At 64.9% G+C, this 25816-nt stretch carries 23 protein-coding genes; 12 read left to right on the forward strand and 11 right to left on the reverse strand.

The window, feature by feature from the left end; all coding sequences use genetic code 11:
* The first annotated feature begins 157 nt into the window (after positions 1 to 157).
* The 3 genes from AC07VH_RS21065 to AC07VH_RS21075 are packed head-to-tail and all read left to right on the forward strand — an operon-like array spanning position 158 to position 5643.
* Positions 158 to 1282, forward strand: coding sequence for an efflux RND transporter periplasmic adaptor subunit (locus AC07VH_RS21065; RefSeq protein ID WP_489629861.1), 1125 nt, complete (start codon positions 158 to 160; stop codon positions 1280 to 1282).
* Positions 1275 to 4379: an efflux RND transporter permease subunit gene (locus AC07VH_RS21070; protein ID WP_494787885.1), complete on the forward strand. Its 3105-nt coding sequence runs from the start codon at positions 1275 to 1277 to the stop codon at positions 4377 to 4379. Before AC07VH_RS21065 ends, AC07VH_RS21070 begins: the two co-directional genes overlap by 8 nt.
* Complete coding sequence (locus AC07VH_RS21075) at positions 4366 to 5643, forward strand: TolC family protein (protein ID WP_494787886.1); 1278 nt, start codon at positions 4366 to 4368, stop codon at positions 5641 to 5643. Before AC07VH_RS21070 ends, AC07VH_RS21075 begins: the two co-directional genes overlap by 14 nt.
* Positions 5644 to 5709: 66 nt before the next feature.
* On the opposite strand, the gene AC07VH_RS21080 is transcribed toward AC07VH_RS21075, so the two are convergent.
* The 6 genes from AC07VH_RS21080 to AC07VH_RS21105 form a co-directional block, all read right to left on the reverse strand.
* Positions 5710 to 5898: a hypothetical protein gene (locus tag AC07VH_RS21080; RefSeq protein WP_475417323.1), complete on the reverse strand. Its 189-nt coding sequence runs from the start codon at positions 5896 to 5898 to the stop codon at positions 5710 to 5712.
* Positions 5899 to 5978: 80 nt separating this feature from the next.
* The gene (gene xerD, locus AC07VH_RS21085) at positions 5979 to 6896 is read right to left on the reverse strand and encodes a site-specific tyrosine recombinase XerD (protein ID WP_475417322.1); all 918 of its coding nucleotides are present in this window, start codon (positions 6894 to 6896) and stop codon (positions 5979 to 5981) included.
* Complete coding sequence (locus AC07VH_RS21090; protein WP_494787887.1) at positions 6893 to 7405, reverse strand: methylated-DNA--[protein]-cysteine S-methyltransferase; 513 nt, start codon at positions 7403 to 7405, stop codon at positions 6893 to 6895. Before AC07VH_RS21090 ends, xerD begins: the two co-directional genes overlap by 4 nt.
* A 425-nt stretch (positions 7406 to 7830) precedes the next feature.
* Positions 7831 to 9111, reverse strand: a complete 1281-nt coding sequence (locus AC07VH_RS21095; RefSeq protein ID WP_494787888.1) for a TRAP transporter large permease — start codon at positions 9109 to 9111, stop codon at positions 7831 to 7833.
* Positions 9108 to 9680 (reverse strand): TRAP transporter small permease, encoded by a 573-nt coding sequence (locus AC07VH_RS21100; RefSeq protein WP_092796197.1) that lies wholly within the window; start codon positions 9678 to 9680, stop codon positions 9108 to 9110. Before AC07VH_RS21100 ends, AC07VH_RS21095 begins: the two co-directional genes overlap by 4 nt.
* A gap of 119 nt (positions 9681 to 9799) precedes the next feature.
* A complete protein-coding gene (locus tag AC07VH_RS21105; protein WP_489630769.1) occupies positions 9800 to 10792 on the reverse strand; it encodes a TRAP transporter substrate-binding protein in 993 nt (330 codons plus the stop codon).
* 146 nt (positions 10793 to 10938) lie between these two features.
* Here AC07VH_RS21105 and AC07VH_RS21110 point away from each other — a divergent pair, with 146 nt between their 5' ends.
* Positions 10939 to 12963 carry a sensor histidine kinase gene (locus AC07VH_RS21110; protein ID WP_475417320.1) on the forward strand — a complete coding sequence of 675 codons (2025 nt, stop codon included), beginning with the start codon at positions 10939 to 10941 and terminating at the stop codon, positions 12961 to 12963.
* A 19-nt stretch (positions 12964 to 12982) separates the two neighbouring features.
* Positions 12983 to 13567, forward strand: coding sequence for a response regulator transcription factor (locus AC07VH_RS21115; RefSeq protein WP_070287725.1), 585 nt, complete (start codon positions 12983 to 12985; stop codon positions 13565 to 13567).
* Between the two features lie 110 nt (positions 13568 to 13677).
* Here the strand turns inward: AC07VH_RS21115 and AC07VH_RS21120 are convergent, their stop codons facing one another.
* Positions 13678 to 14505, reverse strand: coding sequence for a siderophore-interacting protein (locus tag AC07VH_RS21120; protein WP_494787889.1), 828 nt, complete (start codon positions 14503 to 14505; stop codon positions 13678 to 13680).
* A gap of 22 nt (positions 14506 to 14527) precedes the next feature.
* Positions 14528 to 15181: a PadR family transcriptional regulator gene (locus AC07VH_RS21125; RefSeq protein ID WP_494787890.1), complete on the reverse strand. Its 654-nt coding sequence runs from the start codon at positions 15179 to 15181 to the stop codon at positions 14528 to 14530.
* Positions 15182 to 15294: 113 nt separating this feature from the next.
* Between AC07VH_RS21125 and AC07VH_RS21130 the strand changes: the two genes are divergently transcribed.
* Positions 15295 to 15672: a DUF3052 family protein gene (locus AC07VH_RS21130; protein ID WP_494803975.1), complete on the forward strand. Its 378-nt coding sequence runs from the start codon at positions 15295 to 15297 to the stop codon at positions 15670 to 15672.
* 7 nt (positions 15673 to 15679) lie between these two features.
* Here the strand turns inward: AC07VH_RS21130 and queG are convergent, their stop codons facing one another.
* A complete protein-coding gene (gene queG, locus AC07VH_RS21135) occupies positions 15680 to 16771 on the reverse strand; it encodes a tRNA epoxyqueuosine(34) reductase QueG (RefSeq protein ID WP_494787892.1) in 1092 nt (363 codons plus the stop codon).
* Between the two features lie 78 nt (positions 16772 to 16849).
* Here queG and tsaE point away from each other — a divergent pair, with 78 nt between their 5' ends.
* The 3 genes from tsaE to AC07VH_RS21150 are packed head-to-tail and all read left to right on the forward strand — an operon-like array spanning position 16850 to position 19550.
* Positions 16850 to 17338 (forward strand): tRNA (adenosine(37)-N6)-threonylcarbamoyltransferase complex ATPase subunit type 1 TsaE, encoded by a 489-nt coding sequence (tsaE, locus tag AC07VH_RS21140; RefSeq protein ID WP_070312279.1) that lies wholly within the window; start codon positions 16850 to 16852, stop codon positions 17336 to 17338.
* On the forward strand, positions 17302 to 18699 hold the full coding sequence (locus AC07VH_RS21145; protein ID WP_475417314.1) for an N-acetylmuramoyl-L-alanine amidase: 1398 nt from the start codon (positions 17302 to 17304) through the stop codon (positions 18697 to 18699). The genes tsaE and AC07VH_RS21145 overlap by 37 nt, the downstream gene beginning before the upstream one ends.
* Before the next feature lie 14 nt (positions 18700 to 18713).
* Positions 18714 to 19550 carry a D-hexose-6-phosphate mutarotase gene (locus AC07VH_RS21150; protein ID WP_494787893.1) on the forward strand — a complete coding sequence of 279 codons (837 nt, stop codon included), beginning with the start codon at positions 18714 to 18716 and terminating at the stop codon, positions 19548 to 19550.
* On the opposite strand, the gene AC07VH_RS21155 is transcribed toward AC07VH_RS21150, so the two are convergent.
* Both AC07VH_RS21155 and AC07VH_RS21160 read right to left on the reverse strand, forming a co-directional pair.
* A complete protein-coding gene (locus AC07VH_RS21155; protein WP_494787894.1) occupies positions 19547 to 20527 on the reverse strand; it encodes a carbonic anhydrase in 981 nt (326 codons plus the stop codon). The two genes, AC07VH_RS21150 and AC07VH_RS21155, sit on opposite strands and share 4 nt — an antisense overlap.
* Positions 20528 to 20735: 208 nt before the next feature.
* Positions 20736 to 21386 carry a VTT domain-containing protein gene (locus AC07VH_RS21160; protein ID WP_475417311.1) on the reverse strand — a complete coding sequence of 217 codons (651 nt, stop codon included), beginning with the start codon at positions 21384 to 21386 and terminating at the stop codon, positions 20736 to 20738.
* Positions 21387 to 21634: 248 nt separating this feature from the next.
* On the opposite strand from AC07VH_RS21160, the gene AC07VH_RS21165 reads away from it, so the two are divergent.
* The 3 genes from AC07VH_RS21165 to miaA all read left to right on the forward strand — a co-directional run bounded on the left by AC07VH_RS21165 (position 21635) and on the right by miaA (position 25667).
* Positions 21635 to 22573 carry a peptidylprolyl isomerase gene (locus AC07VH_RS21165; protein WP_494787895.1) on the forward strand — a complete coding sequence of 313 codons (939 nt, stop codon included), beginning with the start codon at positions 21635 to 21637 and terminating at the stop codon, positions 22571 to 22573.
* Between the two features lie 143 nt (positions 22574 to 22716).
* Positions 22717 to 24621: a DNA mismatch repair endonuclease MutL gene (gene mutL, locus AC07VH_RS21170; RefSeq protein WP_489629847.1), complete on the forward strand. Its 1905-nt coding sequence runs from the start codon at positions 22717 to 22719 to the stop codon at positions 24619 to 24621.
* A gap of 98 nt (positions 24622 to 24719) precedes the next feature.
* Complete coding sequence (miaA, locus tag AC07VH_RS21175; protein ID WP_494787896.1) at positions 24720 to 25667, forward strand: tRNA (adenosine(37)-N6)-dimethylallyltransferase MiaA; 948 nt, start codon at positions 24720 to 24722, stop codon at positions 25665 to 25667.
* The last annotated feature ends 149 nt before the right edge of the window (positions 25668 to 25816 follow it).

A 25816-nucleotide genomic window follows, 5' to 3' on the forward strand; every position in this document is an offset into this window, starting at 1 on the left:
CTGAAGAATGATTCAGGCGTTCTTGGGCGCTTCTTCAGGAGCACATTGCTATGCTTTTCCGGCGCTGTCATACCGCTGCCCGCGCTCCCCTCTGACCGCCCGCCTGGGCACGGCATCCACGCATGCCCCATCACCATCAATAACAAGGAAACACGGGATGAACACGACCACCCGCAACGCCCTGGGCGCCAGCTGCGCCCTCGCTCTCGCCTGCTCGGCCCTGGCCGGCTGCGCCAAACCGACGGCGGCAGCCATGCCGCCCGCCCAATCGAGGCACCTGGACGACGGCAGCATCGCCGTCGACAGGATGTCGCCGCTGCGCCAGCGCCTGCAGATCGCGTCCGTGCAGGAACAGGAGTTCGCCACGCAGACGGAGGCGCCTGGCAGCATCGTAGCGATGCCGGAAAAACTGGTGAAGATCACGCCGCCCCTGGCCGGGCGCATCACGCGCCTGCAGCGCGCCCTGGGCGACAGCGTGAAGGCGGGCGACCCGCTGTTCACGCTCGACTCGGCGGAACTCAGTGCCGCCTACGCGGACGACAGCAAGGCAAAGTCCGTCCTGCTGCAGGCGCGTCAGGAACTGGAGCGCCAGAAAACCCTGTTCGAGGCGGAGATCGCCGCGCGCAAGGAGTACGAAGCGGCCCAGGCGGCCTTTGCGCAGGCGGGCAGCGACGCCCAGGCCAGCGCCGACAAGCTGGCCCAGTACGGCGCCGGCGCACGCGGCGCGCGCCGCGACTACGTGCTGCGTTCACCCATCGCCGGCACCGTGATCGCCATGGAAGGCGCCCAGGGCGGCTACTGGAACGATATCAACGCGCCCGTCATGACGGTGGCCGATCTGTCCACCGTGTGGCTGTCGGCCAACGTGGCCGAGCGGGACCTGGCCCAGGTCGCCGTGGGCCAGACGGCGCGCATCACCGTCGACGCCTGGCCCGGCAAGGCTTTCGAGGGCAAGGTCGCGTATGTGGGCGCCGTGCTCGATCCCGAGACGCGCACGGTGCAAGTGCGCGTGGCCATCGACAACCGCGCCGGCACCTTCAAGCCGGGCATGTTCGCCCACGCGGGATTCGCCGGCGCCAGCCGCCGCGCCCTCCTCGTGCCCGCGTCCGCCGTGCTGCAGAGCGGGCCGTCGACGCGCGTGATGGTCGAGCGCAGCCCGCTGGTATTCACGCCGCGCACGGTGGAAGTGGGCGCCAGCCATGGAGAACAGGTGGAAATCCTCGCCGGCCTGAAAGCGGGCGAACGCATCGTCGTCAAGGAAGGAGTGCTGCTCAATGATTGACCGTTTCATCGCCACCTGCTGCCAGCGGCGCGGCATCGTCTGGCTGGTGCTGCTGTTCGTCGCCGTCTACGGCGTCTACTGCTGGAAGCAGCTGCCCATCGAAGCCTATCCCGACATCGCCGACGTCACTTCGCAGATCGTCACGCAGGTGCCGGGCCTGGGCGCCGAGGAAATCGAGCAGCAGATCACCATCCCGCTCGAGCGCGCCCTGCTCGGTACGCCCGGCATGCACGTGCTGCGCACGCGCAGCCTGTTCGCGCTGTCGCTGATCACCGTGGTGTTCGAGGACGGCAGCGACGGCTACTTCACGCGCGAACGGCTGCAGGAGCGCCTGGCCAGCGTGAACCTGCCGTACGACGCCAAGCCGGGGCTCGATCCCTACACCTCGCCCACGGGCGAGATCTACCGCTACACGCTGGAGTCGAAAACACGGTCTTTACGCGAACTGTCCGAGTTGCAGTTCTGGACCGTGATCCCGCGCCTGCAGCAGGTGCGCGGCGTGGCGGACGTCAGCAATTTCGGCGGTCTGACGACGCAATTCATGCTGGAACTCGATCCCGCAAAACTGGACAGCTACGGCTTCTCGCTGGCGCAGGTGAAGGACGCCATCAACGCCAACAACGTCAGCGGCGGCGGCAGCGTCATCGACCGCGGCCAGCAATCGTACGTGGTGCGCGGCGTGGGCCTGCTGCATTCGCTCGATGACATGGGCAACGTCGTCGTCAGCAGCAAGGACGGCGTGCCCGTGCTGGTGAAGGACCTGGGCAAGCTTGCCTACGGCAACGTCGAGCGGCGCGGCATCCTCGGCAAGGACGACAACCCCGACACCATCGAAGGCATCACCCTGCTGTTGAAGGATTTCAATCCGTCCGAGGCGCTGGCCGGCATCCATGCGGCCGTCGATGACTTGAACGCCAACGTGCTGCCGAAGGACGTCAAGGTCGTGCCCTACCTGGACCGCAGCTCGCTGATCGACGCCACCCTGCACACGGTCGGATTCACCTTGGGCGAAGGCATGCTGCTGGTCGCCCTCGTGCTGCTGCTGTATCTGGGCAGCCCGCGCGCGGCCGCCATCGTCGCGCTGACGATTCCGCTGGCCCTGCTGATCGCCTTCATCTTCATGCACCACTTTAAGATTCCCGCCAATTTGCTGTCGCTGGGGGCGATCGACTTCGGCATCCTCGTCGACGGTTCCGTGGTGGTGCTGGAAAACATGCTGCGCCGCCGCGAGCGGGAACAGGAGCGGCCCCTCACCCTGCAGGACGCCATCGACGCGACCCTGCAGGTGGCGCGCCCCATCATGTTCGGCATGGCCGTCATCATCGCCGCCTACCTGCCCCTGTTCGCCTTCCAGCGCATCGAGTACAAGCTGTTCTCTCCGATGGCGTATGCGGTGGGTGCGGCGCTCGTGGGCGCACTGGTGGTGGCCCTGGTGCTGATTCCGGGCCTGGCCTGGCTGGCCTTGCGCAAGCCGCGCCGCACCTTCCATAACCGCGCGCTGGAAAAGCTGGCGGCCGCGTATGGCCGCTTCCTCGAACGCATGGTGGGCAAGAAGCGCTGGGTGGCGATGGTGTGCGCAGGATCGCTCGCAGCGCTTGCCATCCTGGGCGGCAGCATCGGCCGCGATTTTTTACCCTACCTCGATGAGGGTTCGCTGTGGCTGCAGGTGCAGATGCCGCCCGGGATCACCCTGGACAAGGCGTCGGAGATGGCCGGCGAACTGCGGCGCGCAGCGCTGGAATTTCCCGAAGTGTCGACCATCGTCACGCAGACGGGGCGCAACGACGACGGCACCGATTACTGGACGCCGTCGCACATCGAGGCGAGCGTGGGACTGCATCCATACAAAAGCTGGAAGTCGGGCATGAGCAAGCAGCAGCTGATCGCGAAAATGAATGCACGCTTCGCGCGCATGCCAGGCGTCACGGTGGCCTTCATGCAGCCGATGATCGATGGCGTGCAGGATAAATTGTCGGGCGCGCACAGCGACCTGACGGTGAAAATCTTCGGCAACGACCTCGATGAAGTGCGCGCCATCGCCGGCAAGGTGGCAAATGTCCTGAAGGCTGTCCATGGCGCCTCCGACGTGGCCGTGGACGTGGAGCCGCCGCTGCCCAACCTGAAGGTGGAACTGGACCGCGCGAAGGCGGCCCGCTACGGCATCAATGCAGCCGACGTGGCCGACCTGATTGCCACCGGCATCGGCGGCGCGCCCATCGGCCAGGTCTACGTGGGCGAGAAAAGCTACGACATCGCCGTGCGCTTCCCGCCCGCGACGCGTTCCAGCCCGGACGCCATCGCCAGCCTGAAGCTCACGGCCGCCAACGGCGCGAGGATACCGCTGGCGCAGGTGGCCACCATCAGCACCACCTCGGGCGAAAGCGTGATCGTGCGCGAAATGGGGCGGCGCCACATCATCGTGCGCCTCAACGCCCGCGGACGCGACCTGGCCGGTTTCCTGGCCGAAGCGCGCCCGCTGGTGGCGCAAGCCGTGGCCAACGAGCACCAGCGCATCAGCGTCGAGTGGGGCGGCCAGTTTGAAAACCTGCAGCGCGCGCAAAGCCGCCTGGCTCTGATCCTGCCGATGACCCTGGGCGCCATGTTCCTGCTGCTGTTTGGCCAGTTCCGCAACCTGCGCCAGCCCGCGCTGGTCTTGCTGGCCGTGCCGCTGGCCATGCTGGGTGGCCTTGCCGCGCTGCACCTGCGCGGCATGACCTTGAACGTGTCGAGCGCCGTCGGCTTCATCGCCCTGTTCGGCGTGGCCGTGCTGAATGCCGTGCTGATGCTGGCGCAGATCAACCGCTTGCGCGCCGACGAAGGCATGAGCTTGCGCGAGGCCGTGCTGGAAGGCGCGCGCGACCGCATGCGCCCCGTGCTGATGACAGCCACCGTGGCCGCCCTGGGGCTGACGCCGGCCATGCTGGCGACGGGCCTGGGCAGCGACGTGCAGCGCCCGCTGGCCACCGTGGTGGTGGGCGGGCTGGTGACGGCGACGGCGCTGACCTTGCTGCTGTTGCCGGCCCTGTATTACCTGATCGAGGCCTATGTACAACAACGCCGGACCGATACCGAAGGAGTGAACCATGACACGTTTTAAAGTCCTGCTGGCGGCCTGGCTGATCGCCCCCGGCGCCAGCGCCGCGCCGTTGAGCTTCGAGACCTATTTGTCCGCCGTGGAGAGCCACAGCCTGGAATTGCAGGCGCAGCAGGAAGACATCGTCTCGGCCAAGGCCGGCATCGGCATCGCCGGCCTGCGTCCCGATCCCGAATTCACCGTGGGCGCCACGCGCGAAACCGTGCGCAGCGTCGAACACCGTCCCGTCACGTGGAATCCGGCCATCAGCATGGCCATCGAGACGGGCGGCAAGCGCGCCGCGCGCTTGAAGGCGGCGCACAGCCATGTCGCGCTGGCCGAGGAAACGGTGGCCGGCTTCAAAAGCGAACTGTATGGCACGGCCGCCGCCGCGTTCACGGAAGCGTGCCGCACGCGCGAGGTCCTCGCCCGCAAGCAGCAGACCATGGCGGCCCTGTCGAAAGTCGTCGATGCAAACGTCGTGCGGCGCAAGGCGGGCGACGTGGGCGGCATCGAGCTGCTGCAGTCGCGCGTGGAACGCGACCAGTTCCAGGCCGAGCTGGCGCAGGCGCGCAGCGAGGCGGACAGCGCCATGTTGAATTTGTCGCCCCCCTTGGGCCGCCAGTTCGACAGCCTGTTTCCGGACGCGCAGCTGGCCTGCGACTTCGCCTCGTATGCCGACCAGGATGCCAGCACCCTGGTGCCGCAGGCGCTGCGCGAGCGCAGCGACGTGCGCATCGCCCGCGCCACCGTGGACAATCTGCGCGACGGCGCGGCGCTGGTGCGCGCCAACCGCTCGGTCGACCCGACCGTCACCGTGGGCCTGGCCGCCGCGCGCGGCTACCATGACGGTTTTGACGCCAGCGGCAATCCCGTCGACGGCGCACCCCGCTCCCGTGCACTGTCCATCTCGCTGGCCATCCCCATCCCCCTGTCGCGGCGCGACAAGGGCGACGTGGTGCAGGCGGAAGCGGGCGTGACGCAGGCGATGCTGGCTCTGCGCCAGGCGGAACTGACGGCGGAAACGCAGGTGCGCACGGCGCAGCGGCAGCTGCTTGCGGCGCAGGACAGGCTGGCGCACTACCGCGATGGGGTGCTGGTCGATGCACAAAAGGTGGTCGACGGCATGCGTCTGTCTTACGTCAAAGGCAATGCTTCGCTGCTGGAATGGCTGGCGGCGCAGCGTTCGGCCGATGAGGCGTATCAGGGCTATGTGCAGGCGCGCGCCGATGAGGCCATCGCCAGCACGCAGCTGCAACTGGCGATCGGCCAGCGGCCGCGCTTGTAGCGGGGGAAGGGAAAACGAGGGGAGACCGGCGCGGCCATGCCGCACCGGTCGTCAGAAACAGGGGAATTACTGCGGCTGGGCGGGAGCGTCGGTAGCGTCGTCCGCTTCGGGCTCGTCACCCTCGGCACCCTCTTCGCCGTCGGCCGGCTTCGGATTGTTCTTCGCTTCCAGCTTGCGCCTGGCTTTTTCCTCGGCTTTCTTCTTCTTTTCCAGCTCTTTTTGCCGTTTTTCGTATTGGAAATTTGTCTTGGCCATTTACTACCTCTTTAGTTTTTAGATGTTACAGATAAGCATATAAGGCACATTATGACGTAGTTGGAGCAAACTCCAAATGTTTAGCCTCGCGGATGATGCTGCGCATGCAGCAGTTTCAGCCGCTCACGGGCCACATGCGTGTAAATCTGCGTGGTGGAAATATCCGAGTGCCCCAGTAACAATTGCACAACACGCAAGTCCGCGCCATGGTTGAGCAAATGCGTGGCGAACGCGTGGCGCAAGGTATGCGGCGACAGCGGCGCCGTGATGCCGGCGCTCAGCGCGTGTTTCTTGATGATGACCCAGAACATTTGCCGCGTCATGGCGCCCCCGCGCCGCGTGACGAACAGCGCGTCGTCCATCTGCCCGTCGAGGATGACGCCGCGCGCTTCCTTCAGGTAGCGCTCGATCCACAGCCGCGCCTGTTCGCCGAACGGCACCAGGCGCGTCTTGCTGCCCTTGCCCGTGATGCGCAGCACGCCATCGTTGAGGCTCAGTTCCACGGATTGCAAGTCCACCAGTTCCGACACGCGCAAGCCGCTCGCATACATCAGTTCGAGCATGGTGCGCTCGCGCAAGCCCAGCGGCGTGCTCACGTCGGGTGCCGCCAGCAAGGCTTCCACCTGCGCTTCGCTCAGCGTGTGCACGAAGCGCGCCGGCTGCTTGGCCGAGACCATCTTCAGACATGGGTCGGCGGCGATATGCTTGTGCCGCAGGGCCAGCTGGTAAAAGCGCTTGAGCACGGACAGGCGCCGGTTCGACGAGGTCGCCTTGCTCTCGTCGTGGCGGGCGGCGAAATACGCCTCGATGTCGGCCGTGGCCACCTCGTACAGGCCCTCGCGCCCGGGCCGCGCCACTTCCAGCCAGCGGGCGAACAGCCGCATGTCGCGCCGGTAGGCATCGAGCGAGTTTTTCGACAGGCCGTCCTCCAGCCACAGGCTGTCGCAGAATTCATCGATCAGGGTGGCGTTGTCCGGCGCCAGCAGGCTGTTCATCATCGTGTTGACCACCCCATGCCCGCCACGCCTTCATGCGCCAGCAGCCAGCGCTTCACGCCCAGGTGGAAGCCGGTCGCGTCGTCGTGGTGGGCAAAGCCGCCCAGGCCGCCTGCAGCCGTGACCCGGTGGCAGGGGATCACCACGGGAAACCAGTTGGCGCCGCATGCCTGGCCCACGGCGCGCGGCGCCGAGCCGATCAGGCGCGCCACGTCGCCATACGTGCGCACCTGGCCGCGCGGAATGCCGGCGATCGCCGCCCAGACCCGTTGCTGGTAGGCGCTGCCCAGGCTTGCCAGCGGCAGGTCGAACGGCGCATCGGGATCGCGGAAATAGCGCGTCAGTTGCGCGCAGGCACGTTCTGAAACGGCATCCTGCGCCTCCTTCTCGGCGAAGTGCGGCGGCAGGTAGACCAGTTCGCATAAGCGGCCGTCCTGCGCGCGCACGCCCATGGCGCCGAACGGTGCGGCCACGATGGCGCTGAACAGTTCACTGCCCTGTTGTTTTTTCATCTGCTGATCATTATTCAAGTGTGGCATATATGCAACCTGCCGGCGCCGGAAACGGCGCCACGGGAATTATGCACCGACTTTGGGCGTGCCGGCGGACGTTTCCCGGGGACGAAAAAAAAGCGCACCAGCCGGTGCGCTTCAAATATTGCTTCACGTTCCCGGTCGTTTGGGTCCGCCGGTGCCGGCTTGTGGCCGCAGACAGCTATGACTCAACAACTTCTGTGAAACGTGTGTCTCCTCAATATATCCCCGGTATCAATACCGTTTTTATAGACCACTCCCCCACTAACCTTGTTGCCAATTCTGTATTTCAGCCTTGCTACCTGGGCGCATATGCATATACGTGTTTCCCCTTAAGGCTGCCCATCATAGCGCATTTGTTCGGCAGGATCGACTTTTTTTGCACCATGAAGGGGACAACTGTTTTAGTTGTAAATTAAATTTGGCAACCACAGCGAGATTTGTGGTACGTAGGTAATCAAGCCCAGGAAGGCCAGCATCGTCAGCAGCCATGGCATCACGGCCACGGTCAGCTCCGAGATGCCCATCTTGGTGATGCCGGACGCCACGTACAGGTTCAAGCCCACGGGCGGATGGCACATGCCCACTTCCATGTTGACCACGATCAAGATGCCGAAGTGCACGGGATCGATGCCCAGCTTCATGGCGACGGGGAACAAAATCGGCGCCATGATCAGCACGATGGACGACGGCTCCATGACGTTACCAGCCAACAACAGCAGCACGTTGACCACCAGCAAGAAGCTGATCACGCCCAGGCCCTTGCCCGTGATCCATTCGGCCATCGCCTGCGGGATGTTTTCGCTCGTCATCAGGAACGAGAACAGCACGGCATTGGTGATGATGTACAACAGCATCGCCGACATGGCGGCCGAATCGAGCAAGACCTTGCCCACTTGCTTGATCTTCAAGTCCTTGTAGACGAAGACGGCGATGATGAAGGCGTACACGGCAGCCATGGCGGCCGCTTCCGTGGGCGTAAACGCGCCCGAATAGATGCCGCCCATGACGATGACGATCAACAGCAGGCCCCAGGCGCTCTTCTTGAACGTGACGAAGCGCTCCTTCCAGCTGGCCTTCTGCATGCGCGGATAGTTGTGCTTGCGCGCCAAGAACCACGTGGTCAGGCCTAGCAGCATGGCCAGCATCATGCCGGGAATCACGCCCGCCATGAACAGCTTGCCCACCGAGGTATTCGTGCTGACGGAATACATCACCATCACGATCGATGGCGGTATCAAAATGCCCAGCGCGCCCGAGGTGGTGATGACGCCGGCGCCGAAACCGCGCGGATAGCCCTGCTTGACCATGGCCGGCAAGATGATGGAACCGATCGCCACCACGGTGGCGGGGCTGGAGCCGGAGACGGCCGCAAACAGCGCGCACGCCATCACGCCGGCCAGCGCCAGGCCGCCGTGCCAGTGGCCGACCATGGAGCTGGCGAAGTTGATCATGCGCCGCGCCACGCCGCCATGCGTGAGGAAGTTACCCGCCAAAATGAAGAACGGGATGGCCATGATCTCGAATTTCTCGATGCCCGTAAAAATCTTCAGGGCCACCGATTCGATGGGCACGCTGGTCATGGTGAACAGGAACGTCAATACCGTCAGGCCCAGCGAGATGGAGATCGGCATGCCGGTCAGCATCAGTGCCAGCAGCAGCACAAAAATAATCAGCGCGTTCATGCCTTGGCTCCTTTTTCTTCCGCCGTCAGTTCGTCTTCCAGCCCCTCGACGTGCGAGTGGTCGTGTTTCGGCAGGGCGCCCGTCTTGATGAAATGCACCATCACCTGGAGGAAACGGAAGCACATCAGGTAGGAACCGAGCGGCACGGCCAGGTAGACCAGCCACATCGGTATTTCCATGTCGGCGGAGGTCTGGTCCGTGTGGCCGATCGACCACACGAAGCTGGCGCCAAGTGTCCCGACGATGCCCGTAAACAGGGCGCCGGCGGCCAGGCCGAAGACGATGAAGCGGTCGCGCCAGCGCGGGTTCATGCGATTGATCAGGACGTCGACGCCCACGTGGATGCCCGTGCGCACGCCATACGCGGCGCCGAACTTGGCCATCCAGACGAACATGTAGATGCACAGTTCCTGGGCCCAGCTGGTATTGATTTGAATCAGGAAGTCTTGCAGGCCCGGTATCGGCAAGCCTGCCAGGTAGCGGTGCACGACCGCCACGAAGATGATGAAGGTGGCGGCGCCCATCAGGGACGCGATCAGCCACTCTTCCAGGTGATCCAGAAATTTCATGGTGGACTTTCAAAGAATGCGGGTACACGGACTCCCGCGCAGGACGCGCAGGAGTCATTCGAGCCATTGGCAGGGAAGACCCTGCCTGGCGCACCAGGCGGTGCGCTACAGCATGCTGCTTACTTCGCGCTTTCCTTGTTGATGGCCGAGATCAGATCCTTGCCGATGCGCCCTTCCATGGCCTTCTGCACGGGCGCCAGCGCCTTGCGCCATTCGGCCTGTTCCTGCACCGTCAGCGTGTAGATCTGCGTCTTGCCCGCTTTCTTGATGGCGTCGAGGGCCTGGTCGTTGTCGCGCTGGGCGATGGCTTTTTCAAACGTGGTCGCCTCGCGCATGGCTTTTTCCAGCTGGGCGCGGATATCGGGCGGCAAGCCATCCCAGAATTTCTTGTTGACGATGACGGCATAGCCCAGGTAACCGTGGTTGGACACGGTCACGTGCTTTTGCACTTCATGCATCTTTTGCGTGTACATATTCGATGGCGGATTTTCCGTGCCGTCGACCACGCCCGTCTGCAGCGCCTGATACACTTCCGAGAAGGCCAGCACCTGCGGGTTGGCGCCCAGCGCGCGCATCTGCGCATCGAGCACCTTGGACGACTGGATGCGCATTTTCAGGCCCTTGAAATCGGCCGGCGTGTGCAGCGGCTTGTTGGCCGACATCACCTTGAAGCCGTTGTCCCAGTATGCCAGGCCCGTGATACCCTTGGGTTCCAGCTTTTTCAGCAGGCTCTTGCCGATTTCGCCTTCGGTGACGTTGTACAGCGCCGTCTTGGTGGGGAAGATGTAGGGCAGGTCGAACGCTTCGAATTCCTTCACGCCCAGCGGACCGAACTTGGCCAGCGAAGGCGCCAGCATCTGCACGGCGCCCAGCTGCAGTGCTTCGAGTTCTTCCTTGTCCTTGTACAGCTGGCTGTTCGGGTACAGTTCGACCTTGACCTTGCCATTCGTGGCTTTTTCAGCCAGTTGCTTGAAGCGTTCGGCGGCCTGGCCTTTCGGCGTGTCCGTGGCCACGACGTGGCTGAACTTGATGACGATGGGCGCCTGCGCGTAAGCGTGCACGCCGGCGGTGGCGCCGATGGCTGCGCACAGCGCGACGAACAGGGTTTTCATTGGTGGCAGTTGCATTTTTGTCTCCTGAATGGTGTTTAAAAAAAACTTTATTATTTGTCTACTTGGATATTGTGCCAAAGAAACTGCCTCGGCTATTGTGGTTAACCACAATAGCCGGTTCCCGATAAGCCGCTACCCTGCCAGCCATGCCGACTCCCCCCACCCTTGCGCGCCGCTTCAAGCTATCGAGTCCGATGCGCTGGCTGCTGCCCGTCATCCTGCTGCTGCTGTTCCTCTCCGTCCTGTTCTGGCTGCCTTGGCAGGCGCGCCAGATGGAAAGCAACGAGCGCCAGGAGCAGCTGATCGCCGACACGCTGTGGGTCGAGCAGACCATCCGTTTCCAGCTGGCGCGCAACGAGGAAAGCCTGTTCAACCTGGGCGTGGACATCGCCAGCGGCTCCCTGTCGGCGGAAAAAGTGCACGAACGGCTGCAGCAGATGCTGCGCAATGGCCGTGAACTGCAGCGCGTGCTGTGGCTCGACACGAGCGGCAAGGTGCTGGCCACCAGCGACAGCAATCCGCCGCACGCCCTGGCGTTTTCTCCCGCCTCGCTGACGGCGGCCGACAATGCGCGCCGCCTGCACCGGGGCCAATACGCCCAGCCTTCGCAGCAGACGGGCTTTCCCGACGCGCCGCCCGGTGCCATGCTGATGGATTACCACCAGCCCCTGTTCGATGGCCAGCGCTATGTCGGCAGCCTGGTGGCCACCTATCAGATCAGCAGCCTGCTCGATGAAATGGTGCCGTGGTGGTTCGCCCAGGATAACCAGATTTCGCTGATCGACCGCGATGACAAGGTGCTGGCGCGGCGCGCTGCCGCCGGTCCCGGCCACGGCGTGTACACGCACAAGCGCGCGCTCGACGTGCCCGGCGCCACCATCACCCTGTTTACCGACAGCGTGAAAAGCCAGCCCAAGCTGCTGCCCAATCTGCTGGTCGGCTCCGTCATCGCCCTGTCGCTGGGTTTGCTGTGGAGCTTGCTGGCCCTGTGGCGCCATATTTCGCGCCGCCTGGTGGCTGAAGGCGCGCTGCGCCAGCAGATGCTGTTTCGCACGGCGATGGAAAACTCGCTGGTGACGGGCATGCGCGCGCGCGACCTGGAAGGCCGCGTCACGTACGTGAATCCCGCGTTTTGCCAGATCGTCGGCTATCCGCCCGAGGAAATCCTGGGACGCCTGCCGCCCATGCCCTACTGGGTGCCCGAGGCGCTGGAGGAATACCAGCAGCGCTTCGTCAAGGCCCTGGCCGGCAATCCCACGCCGCAGTTCGAAACCTATTTCCAGCGCCCGGACGGCACGCGCGTGCCCGTGCTGATCTTCGAGGCGCCGCTGGTGGACAAGAACGGCCAGCAGACGGGCTGGATGGGCTCCGTGCTCGACATCTCGGACCGCAAGCGCGTCGAGGAACTCAACCGTCAGCAGCAGGAAAAACTGCAAACGAGCTCGCGCCTGGCCACCATGGGCGAGCTGGCGTCGATGCTGGCGCATGAATTGAACCAGCCGCTGGCGGCCATTTCCAGCTACACGACAGGGGCCTTGAATTTGATCCGCCGCGCCATCGAGCATGACGCCCCCGTCGATCCGGGCACCCTGAAACCGGCGCTGGAACAGGCCAGCGCGCAGGCGCAGCGGGCCGGCCAGATCATCCGCAGCGTGCACGATTTCGTACGCAAAAGCGAACCGCAGCGCCAGGATATCGCCATCCGCACCCTGATCGACGGCATCCGCGCGCTGATCGACCTGCAGGCGCGCAAATACTATGTCACCATCCAGGAAGAACTGCCGCCGGACCTGCCGCTGCTGCGCGCCGACCCCGTGATGATCGAGCAAGTGCTGCTGAACCTGACGCGCAACGCCATCGAGGCGATGCAGGATGCGGCGCCCGGACGGCGTATCATGCGCCTGCGGGCCAGCCACGACGCGCAGCAGGGCATGGTGACGGTGGACGTGATCGACCATGGCCACGGCATTGCGCAGGACGTGGCCGAGCGGCTGTTTTCACCGTTTTTCTCGACCAAGTCCGAAGGCATGGGCATGGGCCTGAACATCTGCCGCACCGCCATCGAATTTCACGGCGGCGCGCTGACCTTCGGCGCCAACCCCGCTGGCGGTACCATCTTTACCTTCAGCGTGCCGGCCGCGCCGCGCGCCGCACCAAGCAATAACGAATAACCGACAAGCCGGAGACACCATGCTACACATTATCGACGACGAAGAAGTCGTGCGCGACTCCCTCTCCTGGCTGGCCGCCTCGCGCAGCATCGAGGCGCGCAGCTACGCCAGCGCCCAGCAATTCCTCGATAGCCTCGACGGCGGCTTCGACGCCGCCGGCGACTGCGTGCTGCTCGACGTGCGCATGCCCGACATGAACGGCATCGCCCTGTTCGACCAGCTGGTCAAGCGCGACCTGACGGCGCGCCTGCCCGTGATCTTCCTCACCGGCCACGGCGACGTGCCGATGGCCGTCGACAGTTTGAAACGGGGCGCCTTCGATTTCTTTGAAAAGCCGTTCAACGACAACGACCTGATGGACCGCGTGCAGCAAGGCCTGGCCAACTCGCGCCAGGCCGGGGAACTGGCCGCCGTGCACGCGCGCCTGGCCACCCTGTCGACGCGCGAACGCGAAGTGCTGGACCTGATTTTGGCGGGCAAGATGAACAAGGTGGTGGCCGACAAGCTGGGCATCAGCATGCGCACCGTGGAAGTCCACCGCGCGCATATCTTCGACAAGATGCAGGTCAAGACGGCGGTGGAGCTGGCGGGATTGTTGAAGTAATGGCGGTAACGTTGGATTACGCGGCGCTGGCGCGCCGCTAATCCAACCTACGCCATGATGCACAATGTAGGTCGGGTTAGCGCAAAGCGCGTAACCCGACACCAGCACCATCACTCGTCGTGATGCTCGTGATGCTCCGCCGCCCCATGCTTCCAGTAACTGGCCACATGCAGATGCTGCTTCGGCACGCCGGCGTCGATAAAGTGCCCGCGCAAGCCCTGCACCTGCGCGTGCTCGCACGCCACCCACACGTAGCCGTCGCCCTCTGACGGCAGCGCGATCTGGCGCAAGGCGTCGAGCAACAGCGGCCCTTGGCGGCCATTGCGCGCCACCCAGCGCACGTCCAGCTGCGCCGCGCAATCGAGCGCGATCTGCTCGCCGTCTTCGACGATCTCGATCACGGCAATCGCCCGTGCCGTGGCCGGCAGCTGCTCCAGGCGGCGGGCAATGGCCGGCAAGGCCGTCTGGTCGCCCACCAGCACATACCAGTCGAAGTCGAGCGGCACCAGCATGGAACCGCGCGGGCCGCCCACGCCCAGGGTCTGGCCGGGCGCCGCTTGCGCCGCCCACAACGATGCAGGCCCGTCGCCATGCAGCACGAAGTCGATGTCCAGCTCGCGCCGCGCGGCGTCGTAGCGGCGCGGCGTGTAATTGCGGGCGATGGGACGCGCGCCTTCCGCGTACTGGATGGGATTCGGCCCATTGCCCAGCACAGGGAACACGGGCGTGGTCTGCCCCGGCGCGGGGAAGAACAGTTTCACGTGGTCGTCGTGCGCCGGCGAGACAAAGCCTTCCAGGTCGTCCCCTGCCAGCGTGATGCGGCGCATGTGCGGCGTCAGCTGCTCGGTGCGCACGACGGTGAGCACGCGCAGTTTCAAGTCATGCCGCACGCGCTCGATGGCGTGCGGACGTGGTGTTGCAGGTGAGGCAGTAGTCATTGCTTATCCTTGTAAAGTGGGCTCAGTGGCCGTCGACGATGGCGTTCGCCGCCTGTTCCAGCACGGCGGAGACACGCTCGGCTTCCGCCTCGCTCCAGCTGGTCTTGTTCAGCAACAGCGCATGCTTGAGGGTGTGCATGGCCTGGCGCACGCGCTCGGGCAAGGCGTTGCGCGCCTGGACGCGGGCAAACATGTCGAGGCGGGCCAGGATGCCGTCCACCTGGGCGCGGTTTTCGTCGAGATACGCGCGGCCCAGGTCCGTGATCGTATAGAGCTTCTTGCCGCTGGCGCTTTCGGAGGACGTCACATGGTCCTGCTCTTCCAGCAAGGTCAAGGTCGGATACACGGCACCGGGGCTGGGGGCGTAGGCGCCGCCGCAACGCTCTTCGATGGCCTTGATGATTTCATAGCCGTGGCGGGGGCTGATCTCGATCAGCGCCAGCACGATCAGCGGCAGGTCGCCGCGGCCGAAGACGCGCTCGGCCCGTTCGCCGCGTCCGCCCCGGCCACCGGGGCCGCCATGGCCCATGCCGTCGCCGCGCTCGTCGAAGCCGCGCGGGCCGCGGCCGTGCATGAAGTATTCGTGACGGTCTTCGTGGCGATGCCCGCCTTGGTGGTGATGGTGATGGTGATGTTGGCCGCAATGGCCGTGTTCTGCGTGGTGTGAGTTTCTCATGTTTTCTCTTTAAAGATATATCGTTAGTAGGTATCGTCATTTTATAACGATATATCGATAAGTCAAGGAGAAATTTGTTATGCTCGTCTTTCCGCAATCTACACGTCCATGCCATGCCTGAAAAAACCGTCGCTGAAAAAATGTATGTGAAAAATGCCAGGGCCCTGGCCGTGCTCAATGACGGCAGCGAGCATGCCGCCCTGCTGGCGCAGTTGCCGGCCGAACGGCGGGTGAGCGAAGGAGAGAACGCCGACTGGATATTGCTGTTCGCGCGCAGCCGCGCGGAACTGGAGCAGTTCCTGCCGGCGGCGCAGGCGCGCCTGGCGCCCGGCGGCGCGGTCTGGGTAGCCTACCGCAAGGGTGGCATACAAGCGGGCAGCGACATCCACCGCGACGATCTCCGCAGTTTTGCGCAAACAATGGGACTCGATAGCGTGGCGATGGTCGCCATCGACGCCGACTGGTCGGCGCTGCGCCTGAAGCAGGCGTAAACCGGCGCTAATCGATGCCGTGCAGCGCCAGCGCCCATTCGACGTGTTCGCGCACGATGGCCGACGGGTGCTCGCGGCGCGACAGCAGGGCCGCGACGATGTCGGCCTGGCCCCGGGCCTTGGCGGCCGCGTTGCCCATGCCGACGGCCAGGTTGCGCAGCCAGCGTTCGTGGCCGATGCGGCGGATGGCGCTGCCTTCCATGCGGCGGTTGAATTCCTCTTCCGTCCAGGCGAACAGTTCCACCATGCCGGCGCTGCCCAGGCTGTGGCGCTCGTCGAAATCGGGCACGACGGCGCGCTGGGCGAACTTGTTCCACGGGCAGACGGTCTGGCAATCGTCGCAGCCGTACACCTTGTTGCCGATCAGGGGACGCATCTCGACGGGAATGGCGCCTTTCAGCTCGATCGTCAGGTAGGAGATGCAGCGCCGCGCGTCGAGCTGGTACGGCCCCAGGATGGCTTGCGTCGGGCACACCGTGATGCACGCGGAGCACTGGCCGCAGTGCGGGGTCTCCGGCGGGTCGACGGGCAGCGGCACGTCGATGAGGATCTCGCCAAGGAAAAAGAAGGAGCCGCCCTGGCGGTTGATCAGCAAGGTATGCTTGCCGCGCCAGCCCAGCCCTCCCTTTTGCGCCAGTTCCACTTCCATCACGGGCGCCGAATCGCTAAAGACGCGGTAGCCGAAGTCGCCGATCTCGCCCTTGATGCGCTCGGCCAGCTGCTGCAGGCGCGAACGCATCACCTTGTGGTAGTCGCGGCCACGCGCATACACGGAGATCACGGCCGCCGCAGGGTCGGCGTCGCGCGCCGCCTCGTGCGCGCGCCAGTCCGGCCCCAGCGCCGGCGGCAGGTAGTTCATGCGGGCGCTGATGGCGCGCACCGTGCCTGGCACCAGCTCGGCCGGGCGCGCGCGCTTCATGCCGTGGCTGGCCATGTAATCCATTTCGCCGTGATACCCTGCATCGAGCCACGCCTGCAGGGGCGCTTCCATGTGCGACAGGTCCACGTCGGCGATGCGCACCTCGGCAAAACCCAGCTCGCGCCCCCATTCCTTGATGGTGCGCGCCAGGACGGCGAGATCGGTGACGGTGGCGGACATAGGGGACTTTACGGAAAACGGCAGGCGCGCGGGCGGTTACAATGACAGCAGCCTCCATTTTATGCGATACGGAAGATAATGACCGAACACTTCACAGCCCACCTCCACGACGAAGCCGGCACCGCCGCGCTGGGCGCCGCGCTGGCGCGCGCGCTGGCGCCGGGCCTGGCGATCTACCTGCACGGCGACCTGGGCGCCGGCAAGACGGCCCTCACGCGCGCGCTGCTGCACGCGGCCGGCCACGCGGGCCACGTCAAAAGCCCCACCTACACCTTGTCCGAACCGTACACGGTGCGGCTCGACGGCCAGAGCGTCAACGTCATCCACTTCGACCTGTACCGCATGGGCAGTGCCGAGGAATTCCTCGACGCGGGCTTTCGCGAAGACTTCGACGGCCGCAATATCTGCATCGTCGAATGGCCGGAGAAAGCCGAACCGGTGCTGCCGCCGGCCGACCTGAATATTTATTTGAACGTTGCGGGTACAGGACGTGATGTAGAATTGCAAGCGTCTTCTGAATTGGGTCTGTCATGCCTTCACCGTCTCAAATTCGCCCCGAACCTTTGATCTCCTCGCCCATCACCCGGCGCACGGTGCTCAAGGCCGGCGGCACCCTGCTGTTGTCCGTGTTCGCGCCCATGTCGGCGATGGCGGCGCAAATTCTCGCCGTGCGCGTCTGGCCGGCCGAGGACTACACGCGCGTCACCCTGGAAAACGACAGCATCCTCAAGGCGACCCACTTCATCGTCAAGGATCCGGAACGGCTGGTGGTCGACATCGAAGGGCTGGAACTCAATCCCACCTTGAAGGGCCTGGTGGCGAAGATCCAGTCGAACGACCCGTACATCAAGCAGGTGCGCGTGGGCCAGAACCGGCCCAACGTCGTGCGCCTGGTGTTCGACCTGAAAGAGGAAGTCACGCCGCAGCTGTTTACCCTGCCGCCGGCCGGTTCCTACAACCACCGTCTGATCTTCGACCTGTATCCCGTGCGCGAGCCGGACCTGATCGCGCAGATGATCGAAAAGGGCGACTGGTCGAGCGACCCGGCCAAGCCGCCCATGGCCGACACGCATACGCCGCCGCCCGCGCTGCCGCTGCCCGAGAGCGGCAAGCCGCCCGTGGCCGCCGTCACGCCGGTAACGCCGATCGTGCCGCCGGTGCCCGAACTGCGTCCGGAACAGCGCCCCGAAGCACGCCCCCTGCCGGGCCAGAAAGTGGTGCGCATGATTACCATCGCCCTCGATCCGGGCCACGGCGGCGAAGACCCTGGCGCCATGGGCAGCCGGGGCAGCCGCGAAAAGGACGTGGTGCTGGCCATCGCCAAGCGTCTCAAGACCAAGCTGGAATTGCAGCCGAACATGCGCGTCATGCTCACGCGCGACGCCGACTTCTTCGTCCCGCTGGGCATGCGCGTGGAAAAGGCGCGCAAGGTGCAGGCCGACCTGTTCGTCTCGATCCACGCCGACGCCTTCATCCAGCCGACGGCGCGCGGCTCGTCCGTCTTCGTGCTGTCCGAAAAAGGCGCCACCTCGACGGCCGCGCGCTGGCTGGCCAACAAGGAAAACCAGGCCGACCTGATCGGCGGCGTGAACGTGAAGAACCACGACAAGCAGCTGGCCAGCGTGCTGCTCGACCTGTCGACGACGGCGCAGATCAATGACAGCATGAAGCTGGGCAAGGCCGTGCTGCGCGAAATCGGCGGCATCAACCGCCTGCACAAGGGTTCCGTCGAGCAGGCCGGCTTCGCCGTGCTGAAAGCCCCCGACATCCCCTCCATCCTGATCGAGACGGCCTTCATCTCGAATCCGGAGGAAGAAGCCAAGCTGACCGACAACGGCTACCAGGACCAGATGGCCGACGCCATCGTCACGGGCATCAAGAATTACTTTGCCAAGAATCCGCCGCTGGCGAAAAGCCGTTTGACCTGACATGAAAGCCTAGCATGAGCAAGAGTACCTTTGGCCAGCTGCCGGCCGTGACCATCCGCGCCGCCGATGGCGCGCAGGCCACCGTCACCCTGTACGGCGGCCACCTGGTCTCGTGGCAAACCAGCGATGGCCGGGAGCGCCTGTTCTGCAGCCGCGATTCGGCCCTCGACGGCAGCCGCGCCATCCGTGGCGGCGTGCCCGTGATCTTCCCCCAGTTCGGCGCGCGCGGCACGGGCATGCGCCACGGCTTTGCGCGCGTGGCGACGTGGCAGCTGGAATCGACGGGCGACGCCGATGGCGACGCCCATGCGGAATTTACCTTGCAGCACACGGACCTGCCGGAGGCGATCGCCGCCAGCTGGCCCTGGGCCTTCACCCTGCGCCTGCGCGTGGCCGTCAAGGCGCAGGCGCTGGAGCTGGAGCTGTCCGTGCACAACACGGGCGAGCAGGCGCTTCCATTCTCGGCCGCCCTGCACAGCTATTTTGCGATCGATCAATTGAGCGAGGCGCGCATTGGCGGCCTGCAGCGCGTGCGCTATTCGGACGAGACGCCGCAAGATGCCCTGCAGGCGGAAGAGGTGCTGCAATTTTCGGACAAGCTGGACCGCATCTATTACCAGCTGCCGGGCGCCTTGACCCTGCAGTCCGGCGGCCATACCTTGCGCCTGGAGCAGCAGGGCTTCACGGACGCCGTCGTGTGGAACCCGGGCGCGCAAGACGCGGCCGCCCTGCCCGACCTGGCCGACGAGGAATACCAGCGCTTCATCTGCATCGAGCCGGCCCTGATCCAGCCCGACCTGCTGGCCGCCGGCGCCGCATGGACCGGCCGCCAGCGCCTTGAATTTATTTAATTCGACTCCTTGATGATGCGACCGTTACCGGGCTGAACCGGACGCGCATTGAGCGGATACAAACGGCTGAACAGCGCCATCTGCGCCGGCGAGGCTTGCACCGGCTGCTTCATCACCAGCCACAGCACGCCTTCGCTGCAAGGCGGCTCCGTCATCGATCCCATGTAGGTGTAGTAATCGCGCCGCGCCGGCAGCATCTCGGCCGGGTCGAGCAGGATGCTCGGCTGCATGGTCTCGAATTTTTCCAGCGGCAAGTTGTTCCACACGGTCTGGATGGTCGCTTGCGGCGCGCCCCGCTCCAGCAGCAGCGCCAGCACGGCTTGCCGCCCTTCCGCGTCGCGGTGCACCAGGTGCACCACCATCTCGAATGCCTTGCCATTGATGCGCTCTTCGGACGGCCGGTGGAAATGGAATTGCTGCAGCTCGAACATGCGGTTCTGCACCGTGATGTAATTACCGGCGCTCACCCCCACCTGCACCGTGTGGCCATTGTCGACCACGCTGAACGACGACGGGTGGTAGTCAAAGCTGATCTGTTCGAGTTCCACCTTCATGCCGTCGCGGATATCGATCGGCGACTGGCGGCTGCCATTGCCGCACTTGGCCCAGTCGACATTGATCTTGCTCCAGTTGGCCGGACCGCTGTCGCCCTCGTACGACCAGTGCGTGCCGCGCGCCACGGGCGGCGGTGGCGGCGGCGCGGCCTTCACCACGGCGGCGCGCTTGGCGCGGGCGGCGGCGCGGGCCGCCTGGGTGGCGCGCATTTCCGCCAGGCGCGCCGCGATGCGTTCGGACAGGTCGACTTCGGCCGCCTCTTCCTTCTCGCGCGCCGTGGGCGCGACGACGACAGGCGCCTTGGCCTCCTTGCCCTTCACCGATTCGGTCAGGGTTTTCATGGCGGCCGCGCGCGCCGACGCCGACGTGGGCGCGGAGGCGGCCGCGCTCGCCGAAGCGGGGGCATCTTTGGCGCTTGCCATGGCCGCCATCGCGGCAAGGCTGCAAGCTAACAGGGCGCTCAAATGTCGCATGGAAATCCAGAAAGTGAGAATACCCTCTGGTTTACGGCTGGAAAGCAACAAAACTTGAATCAACGCGGGAGCAAAACAGAAACAAGGCAGAGAAAAACGGGATCCGGGGCCGGCTGCGGGCTGTGCCGCAGCGCGCCTGCCCCGGATCCATGCGGCCTTACGCCGACTTGCCGACCATGCGCTTGTAGAGTTTCCACAAACCGCCCAGCACCACCGGCACCACGGCGGCGCCGACACCGATCAACACGATCAAGGTCAGGTGATCGCGGATCCACGGGATATTGCCGAAGAAGTAGCCCGCCGTCACCAGACCGACCACCCACAACAGGGCGCCCGTCACGTTGTACATCTGGAAGCGCGCATGCGTCATGTCGGAAATGCCGGCCACGAACGGGGCGAAGGTGCGCACCACCGGCACGAAACGGGCCAGGATGATGGTCTTGCCGCCGTGCTTTTCAAAGAATTCATGCGTGCGGCGCATGGCATCCTTGTTGATCCAGCGGTAATCGTGGGTAAACACCCTTTGCCCGATGGCCTCGCCTATCCAGTAATTGAGCGTGTTGCCCGTGATGGCGGCCGTCACCAGCAAGGCGATCAGCAAGCCCAGGTGCATCTGTCCCGTCGCGCAAAACGCGCCGGCGATAAACAATAAGGTATCCCCAGGGAAGAAAAACAGTACCACGAGGCCTGTCTCGCAAAAAATAATGGCAAACAGCACTGCATACACGAGGGTACCGTACTGCTCGATCAAGAGGCCCAGCGTCTTGTCGACATGCACGATCATGTCGAGGAATTGCACAAAATCCATATATTTTTCCCTAAAGGTAGCGGCGGAATCATACACCACCCGGCCAGCGCAACGGCAGTCCCCGGCCCGATATTTCAGGATTAATTATGCGTCGCCCTTGCGCGTGTGGCAATTTAAGTAAAGGTTAAGGAAACGCCGTCTCGGCAGGCAACTGCCAGGATTACCATCTGCAATGTTTTTACAGCGAAATATTGCCATTCCGGTATACACTTTCTGCACGGCGCAACCCGCGCCCACCAGGAGAAAACATGTATCGACACCCATTGAGCGGCCTGACCATGGCCACCGTACTGGGCCTTGCACATCTGACGGCCCACGCGGCCCCTGTCCAGATCAAGGCGCCCGCCGAACTGCCCGCCAAGGCGACCTTGGCCGACGTGATCAAGGCCTCGAAGCCGTCCGACTGGCGTGCGCTGGACCCGGACAACACACTGTATATGGACATTCCCGCCGGCCGCGTGGTGATCGAACTGGCGCCCGACTTCGCGCCGAAGCACGTGGCCAACATCAAGGCCCTGGTGGCGGAACAGTATTACGACGGCCTGGCCATCACGCGCGCGCAGGACAACTGGGTGGCGCAATGGGGCGATCCGAACGAGAAAAATCCCAAGCCCATCCAGCATGCCCAGCGCACCCTGCCCGGCGAATTTACGGTACCTTTAACAAACGTCAAGAGCTTCACCCGCCTGCCGGACGTCGACGGCTATGCGCCGCAGGTCGGCCATTCGAACGGCTTTGCGTCCGCGCGCGATCCAAAAACGGGCACGGCCTGGCTCACGCACTGCTATGCCACCGTGGGCGTGGGCCGCGACAGCGCCAGCGACAGCGGCGGCGGCACCGAACTGTACGCCGTCATCGGCCAGTCGCCGCGCCACCTGGACCGCGACATCACGGTCGTCGGCAGGGTCGTCTCCGGCATGCCATTGCTGTCCACCCTGCCACGCGGCACGGCGCCCATGGGCTTTTACGACAGCCCCGAGAAAAACGTGCCGATCAAGTCCATCCGCTTGGCTGCCAGCGTGCCACCCGAGCAGCGCAGCCACCTGGAAGTGATGCGCACCGACAGCGCCGCCTACCAGGCCGTGCTGGAAGCCCAGCGCCACCGCGGCGGCCCGTGGAGCAAGGTCACGGCCGGCCACGTCGACCTGTGCAATGCGCCGATACCGGTGCGGGAGGTGGCGAAGTAAATAGGGACCAAGGCTGGGGTCAGACCCCCGGGTACGTTGGCGCCAAATTTTGTGTTAACGGTGTTGAGGGTCTGACCCCAAGTACGTTGGCGCTACGCTTTGCGTAGGCGGCGTTGCGGGTCTGACCCCGGTATAATTACCGCATGAACGCTCCCATCACGCCCCACCGCCCGATCCAGGCCCTGCCTGACCAGTTGATTTCGCAAATCGCCGCCGGCGAGGTGGTCGAGCGGCCGTCGGCCGTGGTCAAGGAACTGCTGGAAAACGCGCTTGACTCGGGCGCCACGCAGATCACGGTGCGGCTGGAAGAAGGGGGCGTGAAACGCATCGCGATCACCGACAACGGACGCGGCATCGATAAGGACCAGCTGCCGCTGGCCCTGGCGCGCCACGCCACCTCGAAGATCGCATCGCTGCACGACCTGGAAAACGTGGGCACCCTGGGCTTCCGGGGCGAGGCGCTGGCCTCGATCGCCTCGGTGGCCGCCGTCACCGTGACCTCGCGCACGGCCGACGCGGCCCATGCGTGGGAAATCGTCGGCTCGCACAATGGCAGCGTCTCGCCGTCCTCGGGGGCGCACGGCACCACGGTCGACGTGCAGGACCTGTATTTCAACACGCCCGCGCGGCGCAAATTCCTCAAATCCGAGCAGACGGAATACGGCCACTGCGCCGAGGTCGTGCGCCGCATCGCGCTGGCGCGGCCCGACGTGTCGTTCTCGCTGTCGCACAACGGCCGCACCATCGACCAGTGGAATATCAGCGAACTGGCCAAGCGCAGCGCCCACATCCTGGGCAACGACTTCGCCGAAGCGCGCCTGGCGCTGGACGAGTCGGCCGGCAGTCTGCGCATTCACGGCTTTGCCGGCTTGCCGACCGCATCGAAGGCGCGCGCCGACGGCCAGTTCTTTTACGTCAACGGACGCTTCGTGCGCGACAAGCTGCTCGTGCACGCCGTGCGCATGGCCTATCAGGACGTGCTGCATGGCGACCGCTTCCCGTCCTACGTGCTGGCGCTCGACCTCGACCCGGCGCTGGTCGACGTCAACGTGCACCCGTCGAAGATCGAAGTGCGCTTCCGCGACAGCCGTTCCGTGCACCAGTTCGTCTTCCACGCGGTGCAGCGCGCGCTGGCGCAGACCTCGGCCACGGCGTTCGGCAGCGTGCCGGCACCGCTGCCGGCCGCTTCCACCCTGGGCGGCGACGCCGGCTCCGCTAACGGCGGCCCAGGCATCTGGCGCCGCGAGCAGACGCAGACCTCGTTCGGCGCGCAATTTACGAATACCTTCGCGCCCGCCTCGCCCGGCGCGGCCCGCCCCTTCTTTGCCGAGGCGCCAGGCGTGGGCCAGGACACGGCGGCCTACGGCGCCCTGTTCGGCGGCGGCAGCGCATCCTCGCCGATCACGCAGGTGGAGCCCTACATCGCCTCGCCCGAAGCGATGGCGCGCGAAGAATATCCGCTGGGCTTTGCCCTGGCCCAACTGCACGGCATCTACATCCTGGCGCAGAATACCAAGGGCCTGGTGCTGGTCGACATGCACGCGGCGCACGAGCGCATCCTGTACGAACAGCTGAAGAACGCGCTGCAGGCGCAAGTCTCCGGCCAGGACATGCAGGTGCAATCCTTGCTGATCCCCGTGACGTTCTACGCGGACGCCATCGAAGTGTCGACGGCGAATGAAAACCAGGACACCTTGAAGGCGCTGGGCTTCGACATCGCCGCCCTGTCGCCCACCACCCTGGCCGTGCGCTCCGTGCCGACACTGCTCAAGAACGCCGACGCGCAAACCCTCGCGCGCGACGTGCTGCGCGACGTGCGCGAATACGGCGGCTCGCGCGTGCTGATCGAACGCCAGAACGAATTGCTGGGCACCCTGGCCTGCCACACGGCCGTGCGCGCCAACCGGATTTTATCGGTGCAGGAAATGAACGCCCTGCTGCGCCAGATGGAGAGCACGGAACGCGCCGACCAGTGCAACCATGGCCGCCCGACCTGGGTGCAGGTCGAGATCAACGCGCTCGATAAACTATTCCTGCGCGGCCAGTAGGTCGGATTAGCGCAGCGTAATCCGACACTGCAGCGGCGGCATCGCGTCGGATTACGCTTGCGCTCATCCGACCTACGCATCACCTTACACGAGTCAACATGCAAAACACCCCACACCTCCCCCTGGCCGTCGCCATCATGGGCCCCACGGCCAGCGGCAAGACGGCCAGTGCGCTGGCCATCGCGCAAGCGATCCCGTCCGAGATCATTTCCGTCGATTCCGCCCTCGTTTACCGGGGCATGGATATCGGCACGGCCAAGCCCTCGCAAGCAGAACTGGCCCAGGTACCGCATCATCTGATCGACATCATCGACCCGCTCGATGCGTATTCGGTGGCCCAGTTCCGCAACGATACCCTGCGCCTGGTGGCGGAGATTTCCGCGCGCGGCAAGCTGCCGCTGCTCGTCGGCGGCACCATGCTGTACTTCAAGGGCCTGGCCGACGGCCTCGACGATTTGCCCGGCGCCGATCCTGCCTTGCGCGCCCGGCTGGAAGAGGATGCGGCCGCCATCGGCTGGCCCGCCATGCATGCGCGCCTGGCCGGGCAGGACCCGCTCACGGCCGCGCGCCTGGCGCCGCAGGACGCGCAGCGCATCGGCCGCGCGCTGGAAATCATCGCCCTGTCCGGCCAACCCATGTCGGCCCTGCTGGCCCGCCGCGAAAAGACCGTGCTGCCATTTCAATTGCAATCGTTCGCGCTGGAGCCGTCCGACCGCGCCGTACTGCACGCGCGCATCGCCACGCGCTTCGACCTGATGCTGAAAAACGATGCCCTGCTCGATGAAGTGGAACAGCTGCGCCGCCGTGGCGACCTGCACCCGGGCCTGCCGTCGATGCGCTGCGTGGGCTACCGCCAGGCCTGGGAATACCTCGATGGCCGCATCGACCGCGCCGCCCTGCGCGAGACGGGCATCATCGCCACTCGCCAGCTGGCCAAGCGGCAGCTGACCTGGCTGCGCTCGATGCCGGAACGCATCGTCGTCGATTGCCTGGGCGCTGATCCGGCCAGCGCCATGCTGGCACAAATCGTCCCTTTGCTGACATAAGCGTCGCCACACAACAACTGGCCAAGCGCTAGGCTCGACTTAGGCTGCGCTCGATGCCGGAACGCATCGTCATCGATTGCCTGGGTGCTGATCCGGCCAGCGCCATGCTGGCACAAATCGTCCCTTTGCTGACATAAGCGTCGCCACAC

This window comes from Janthinobacterium sp. GW821-FHT03C10 (genome assembly GCF_059420865.1).

Bases quoted from the DNA above. Each gene is read 5' to 3' on its own strand.
- AC07VH_RS21120 (WP_494787889.1), bottom strand. From the start codon at position 14,505: ATGACTACTGCCTCACCTGCAACACCACGTCCGCACGCCATCGAGCGC.
- AC07VH_RS21080 (WP_475417323.1), bottom strand. From the start codon at position 5,898: ATGGCCAAGACAAATTTCCAATACGAAAAACGGCAAAAAGAGCTGGAA.
- AC07VH_RS21160 (WP_475417311.1), bottom strand. From the start codon at position 21,386: ATGGATTTTGTGCAATTCCTCGACATGATCGTGCATGTCGACAAGACG.
- AC07VH_RS21150 (WP_494787893.1), top strand. From the start codon at position 18,714: ATGAGCAAGAGTACCTTTGGCCAGCTGCCGGCCGTGACCATCCGCGCC.
- AC07VH_RS21165 (WP_494787895.1), top strand. From the start codon at position 21,635: ATGTATCGACACCCATTGAGCGGCCTGACCATGGCCACCGTACTGGGC.
- AC07VH_RS21065 (WP_489629861.1), top strand. From the start codon at position 158: ATGAACACGACCACCCGCAACGCCCTGGGCGCCAGCTGCGCCCTCGCT.
- AC07VH_RS21090 (WP_494787887.1), bottom strand. From the start codon at position 7,405: ATGAAAAAACAACAGGGCAGTGAACTGTTCAGCGCCATCGTGGCCGCA.
- AC07VH_RS21095 (WP_494787888.1), bottom strand. From the start codon at position 9,111: ATGAACGCGCTGATTATTTTTGTGCTGCTGCTGGCACTGATGCTGACC.
- AC07VH_RS21125 (WP_494787890.1), bottom strand. From the start codon at position 15,181: ATGAGAAACTCACACCACGCAGAACACGGCCATTGCGGCCAACATCAC.
- AC07VH_RS21130 (WP_494803975.1), top strand. From the start codon at position 15,295: ATGCCTGAAAAAACCGTCGCTGAAAAAATGTATGTGAAAAATGCCAGG.
- xerD (WP_475417322.1), bottom strand. From the start codon at position 6,896: ATGATGAACAGCCTGCTGGCGCCGGACAACGCCACCCTGATCGATGAA.
- AC07VH_RS21105 (WP_489630769.1), bottom strand. From the start codon at position 10,792: ATGAAAACCCTGTTCGTCGCGCTGTGCGCAGCCATCGGCGCCACCGCC.
- AC07VH_RS21115 (WP_070287725.1), top strand. From the start codon at position 12,983: ATGCTACACATTATCGACGACGAAGAAGTCGTGCGCGACTCCCTCTCC.
- AC07VH_RS21075 (WP_494787886.1), top strand. From the start codon at position 4,366: ATGACACGTTTTAAAGTCCTGCTGGCGGCCTGGCTGATCGCCCCCGGC.
- AC07VH_RS21155 (WP_494787894.1), bottom strand. From the start codon at position 20,527: ATGGCAAGCGCCAAAGATGCCCCCGCTTCGGCGAGCGCGGCCGCCTCC.
- miaA (WP_494787896.1), top strand. From the start codon at position 24,720: ATGCAAAACACCCCACACCTCCCCCTGGCCGTCGCCATCATGGGCCCC.
- AC07VH_RS21070 (WP_494787885.1), top strand. From the start codon at position 1,275: ATGATTGACCGTTTCATCGCCACCTGCTGCCAGCGGCGCGGCATCGTC.
- queG (WP_494787892.1), bottom strand. From the start codon at position 16,771: ATGTCCGCCACCGTCACCGATCTCGCCGTCCTGGCGCGCACCATCAAG.
- AC07VH_RS21110 (WP_475417320.1), top strand. From the start codon at position 10,939: ATGCCGACTCCCCCCACCCTTGCGCGCCGCTTCAAGCTATCGAGTCCG.
- AC07VH_RS21100 (WP_092796197.1), bottom strand. From the start codon at position 9,680: ATGAAATTTCTGGATCACCTGGAAGAGTGGCTGATCGCGTCCCTGATG.
- AC07VH_RS21145 (WP_475417314.1), top strand. From the start codon at position 17,302: ATGCCTTCACCGTCTCAAATTCGCCCCGAACCTTTGATCTCCTCGCCC.
- tsaE (WP_070312279.1), top strand. From the start codon at position 16,850: ATGACCGAACACTTCACAGCCCACCTCCACGACGAAGCCGGCACCGCC.
- mutL (WP_489629847.1), top strand. From the start codon at position 22,717: ATGAACGCTCCCATCACGCCCCACCGCCCGATCCAGGCCCTGCCTGAC.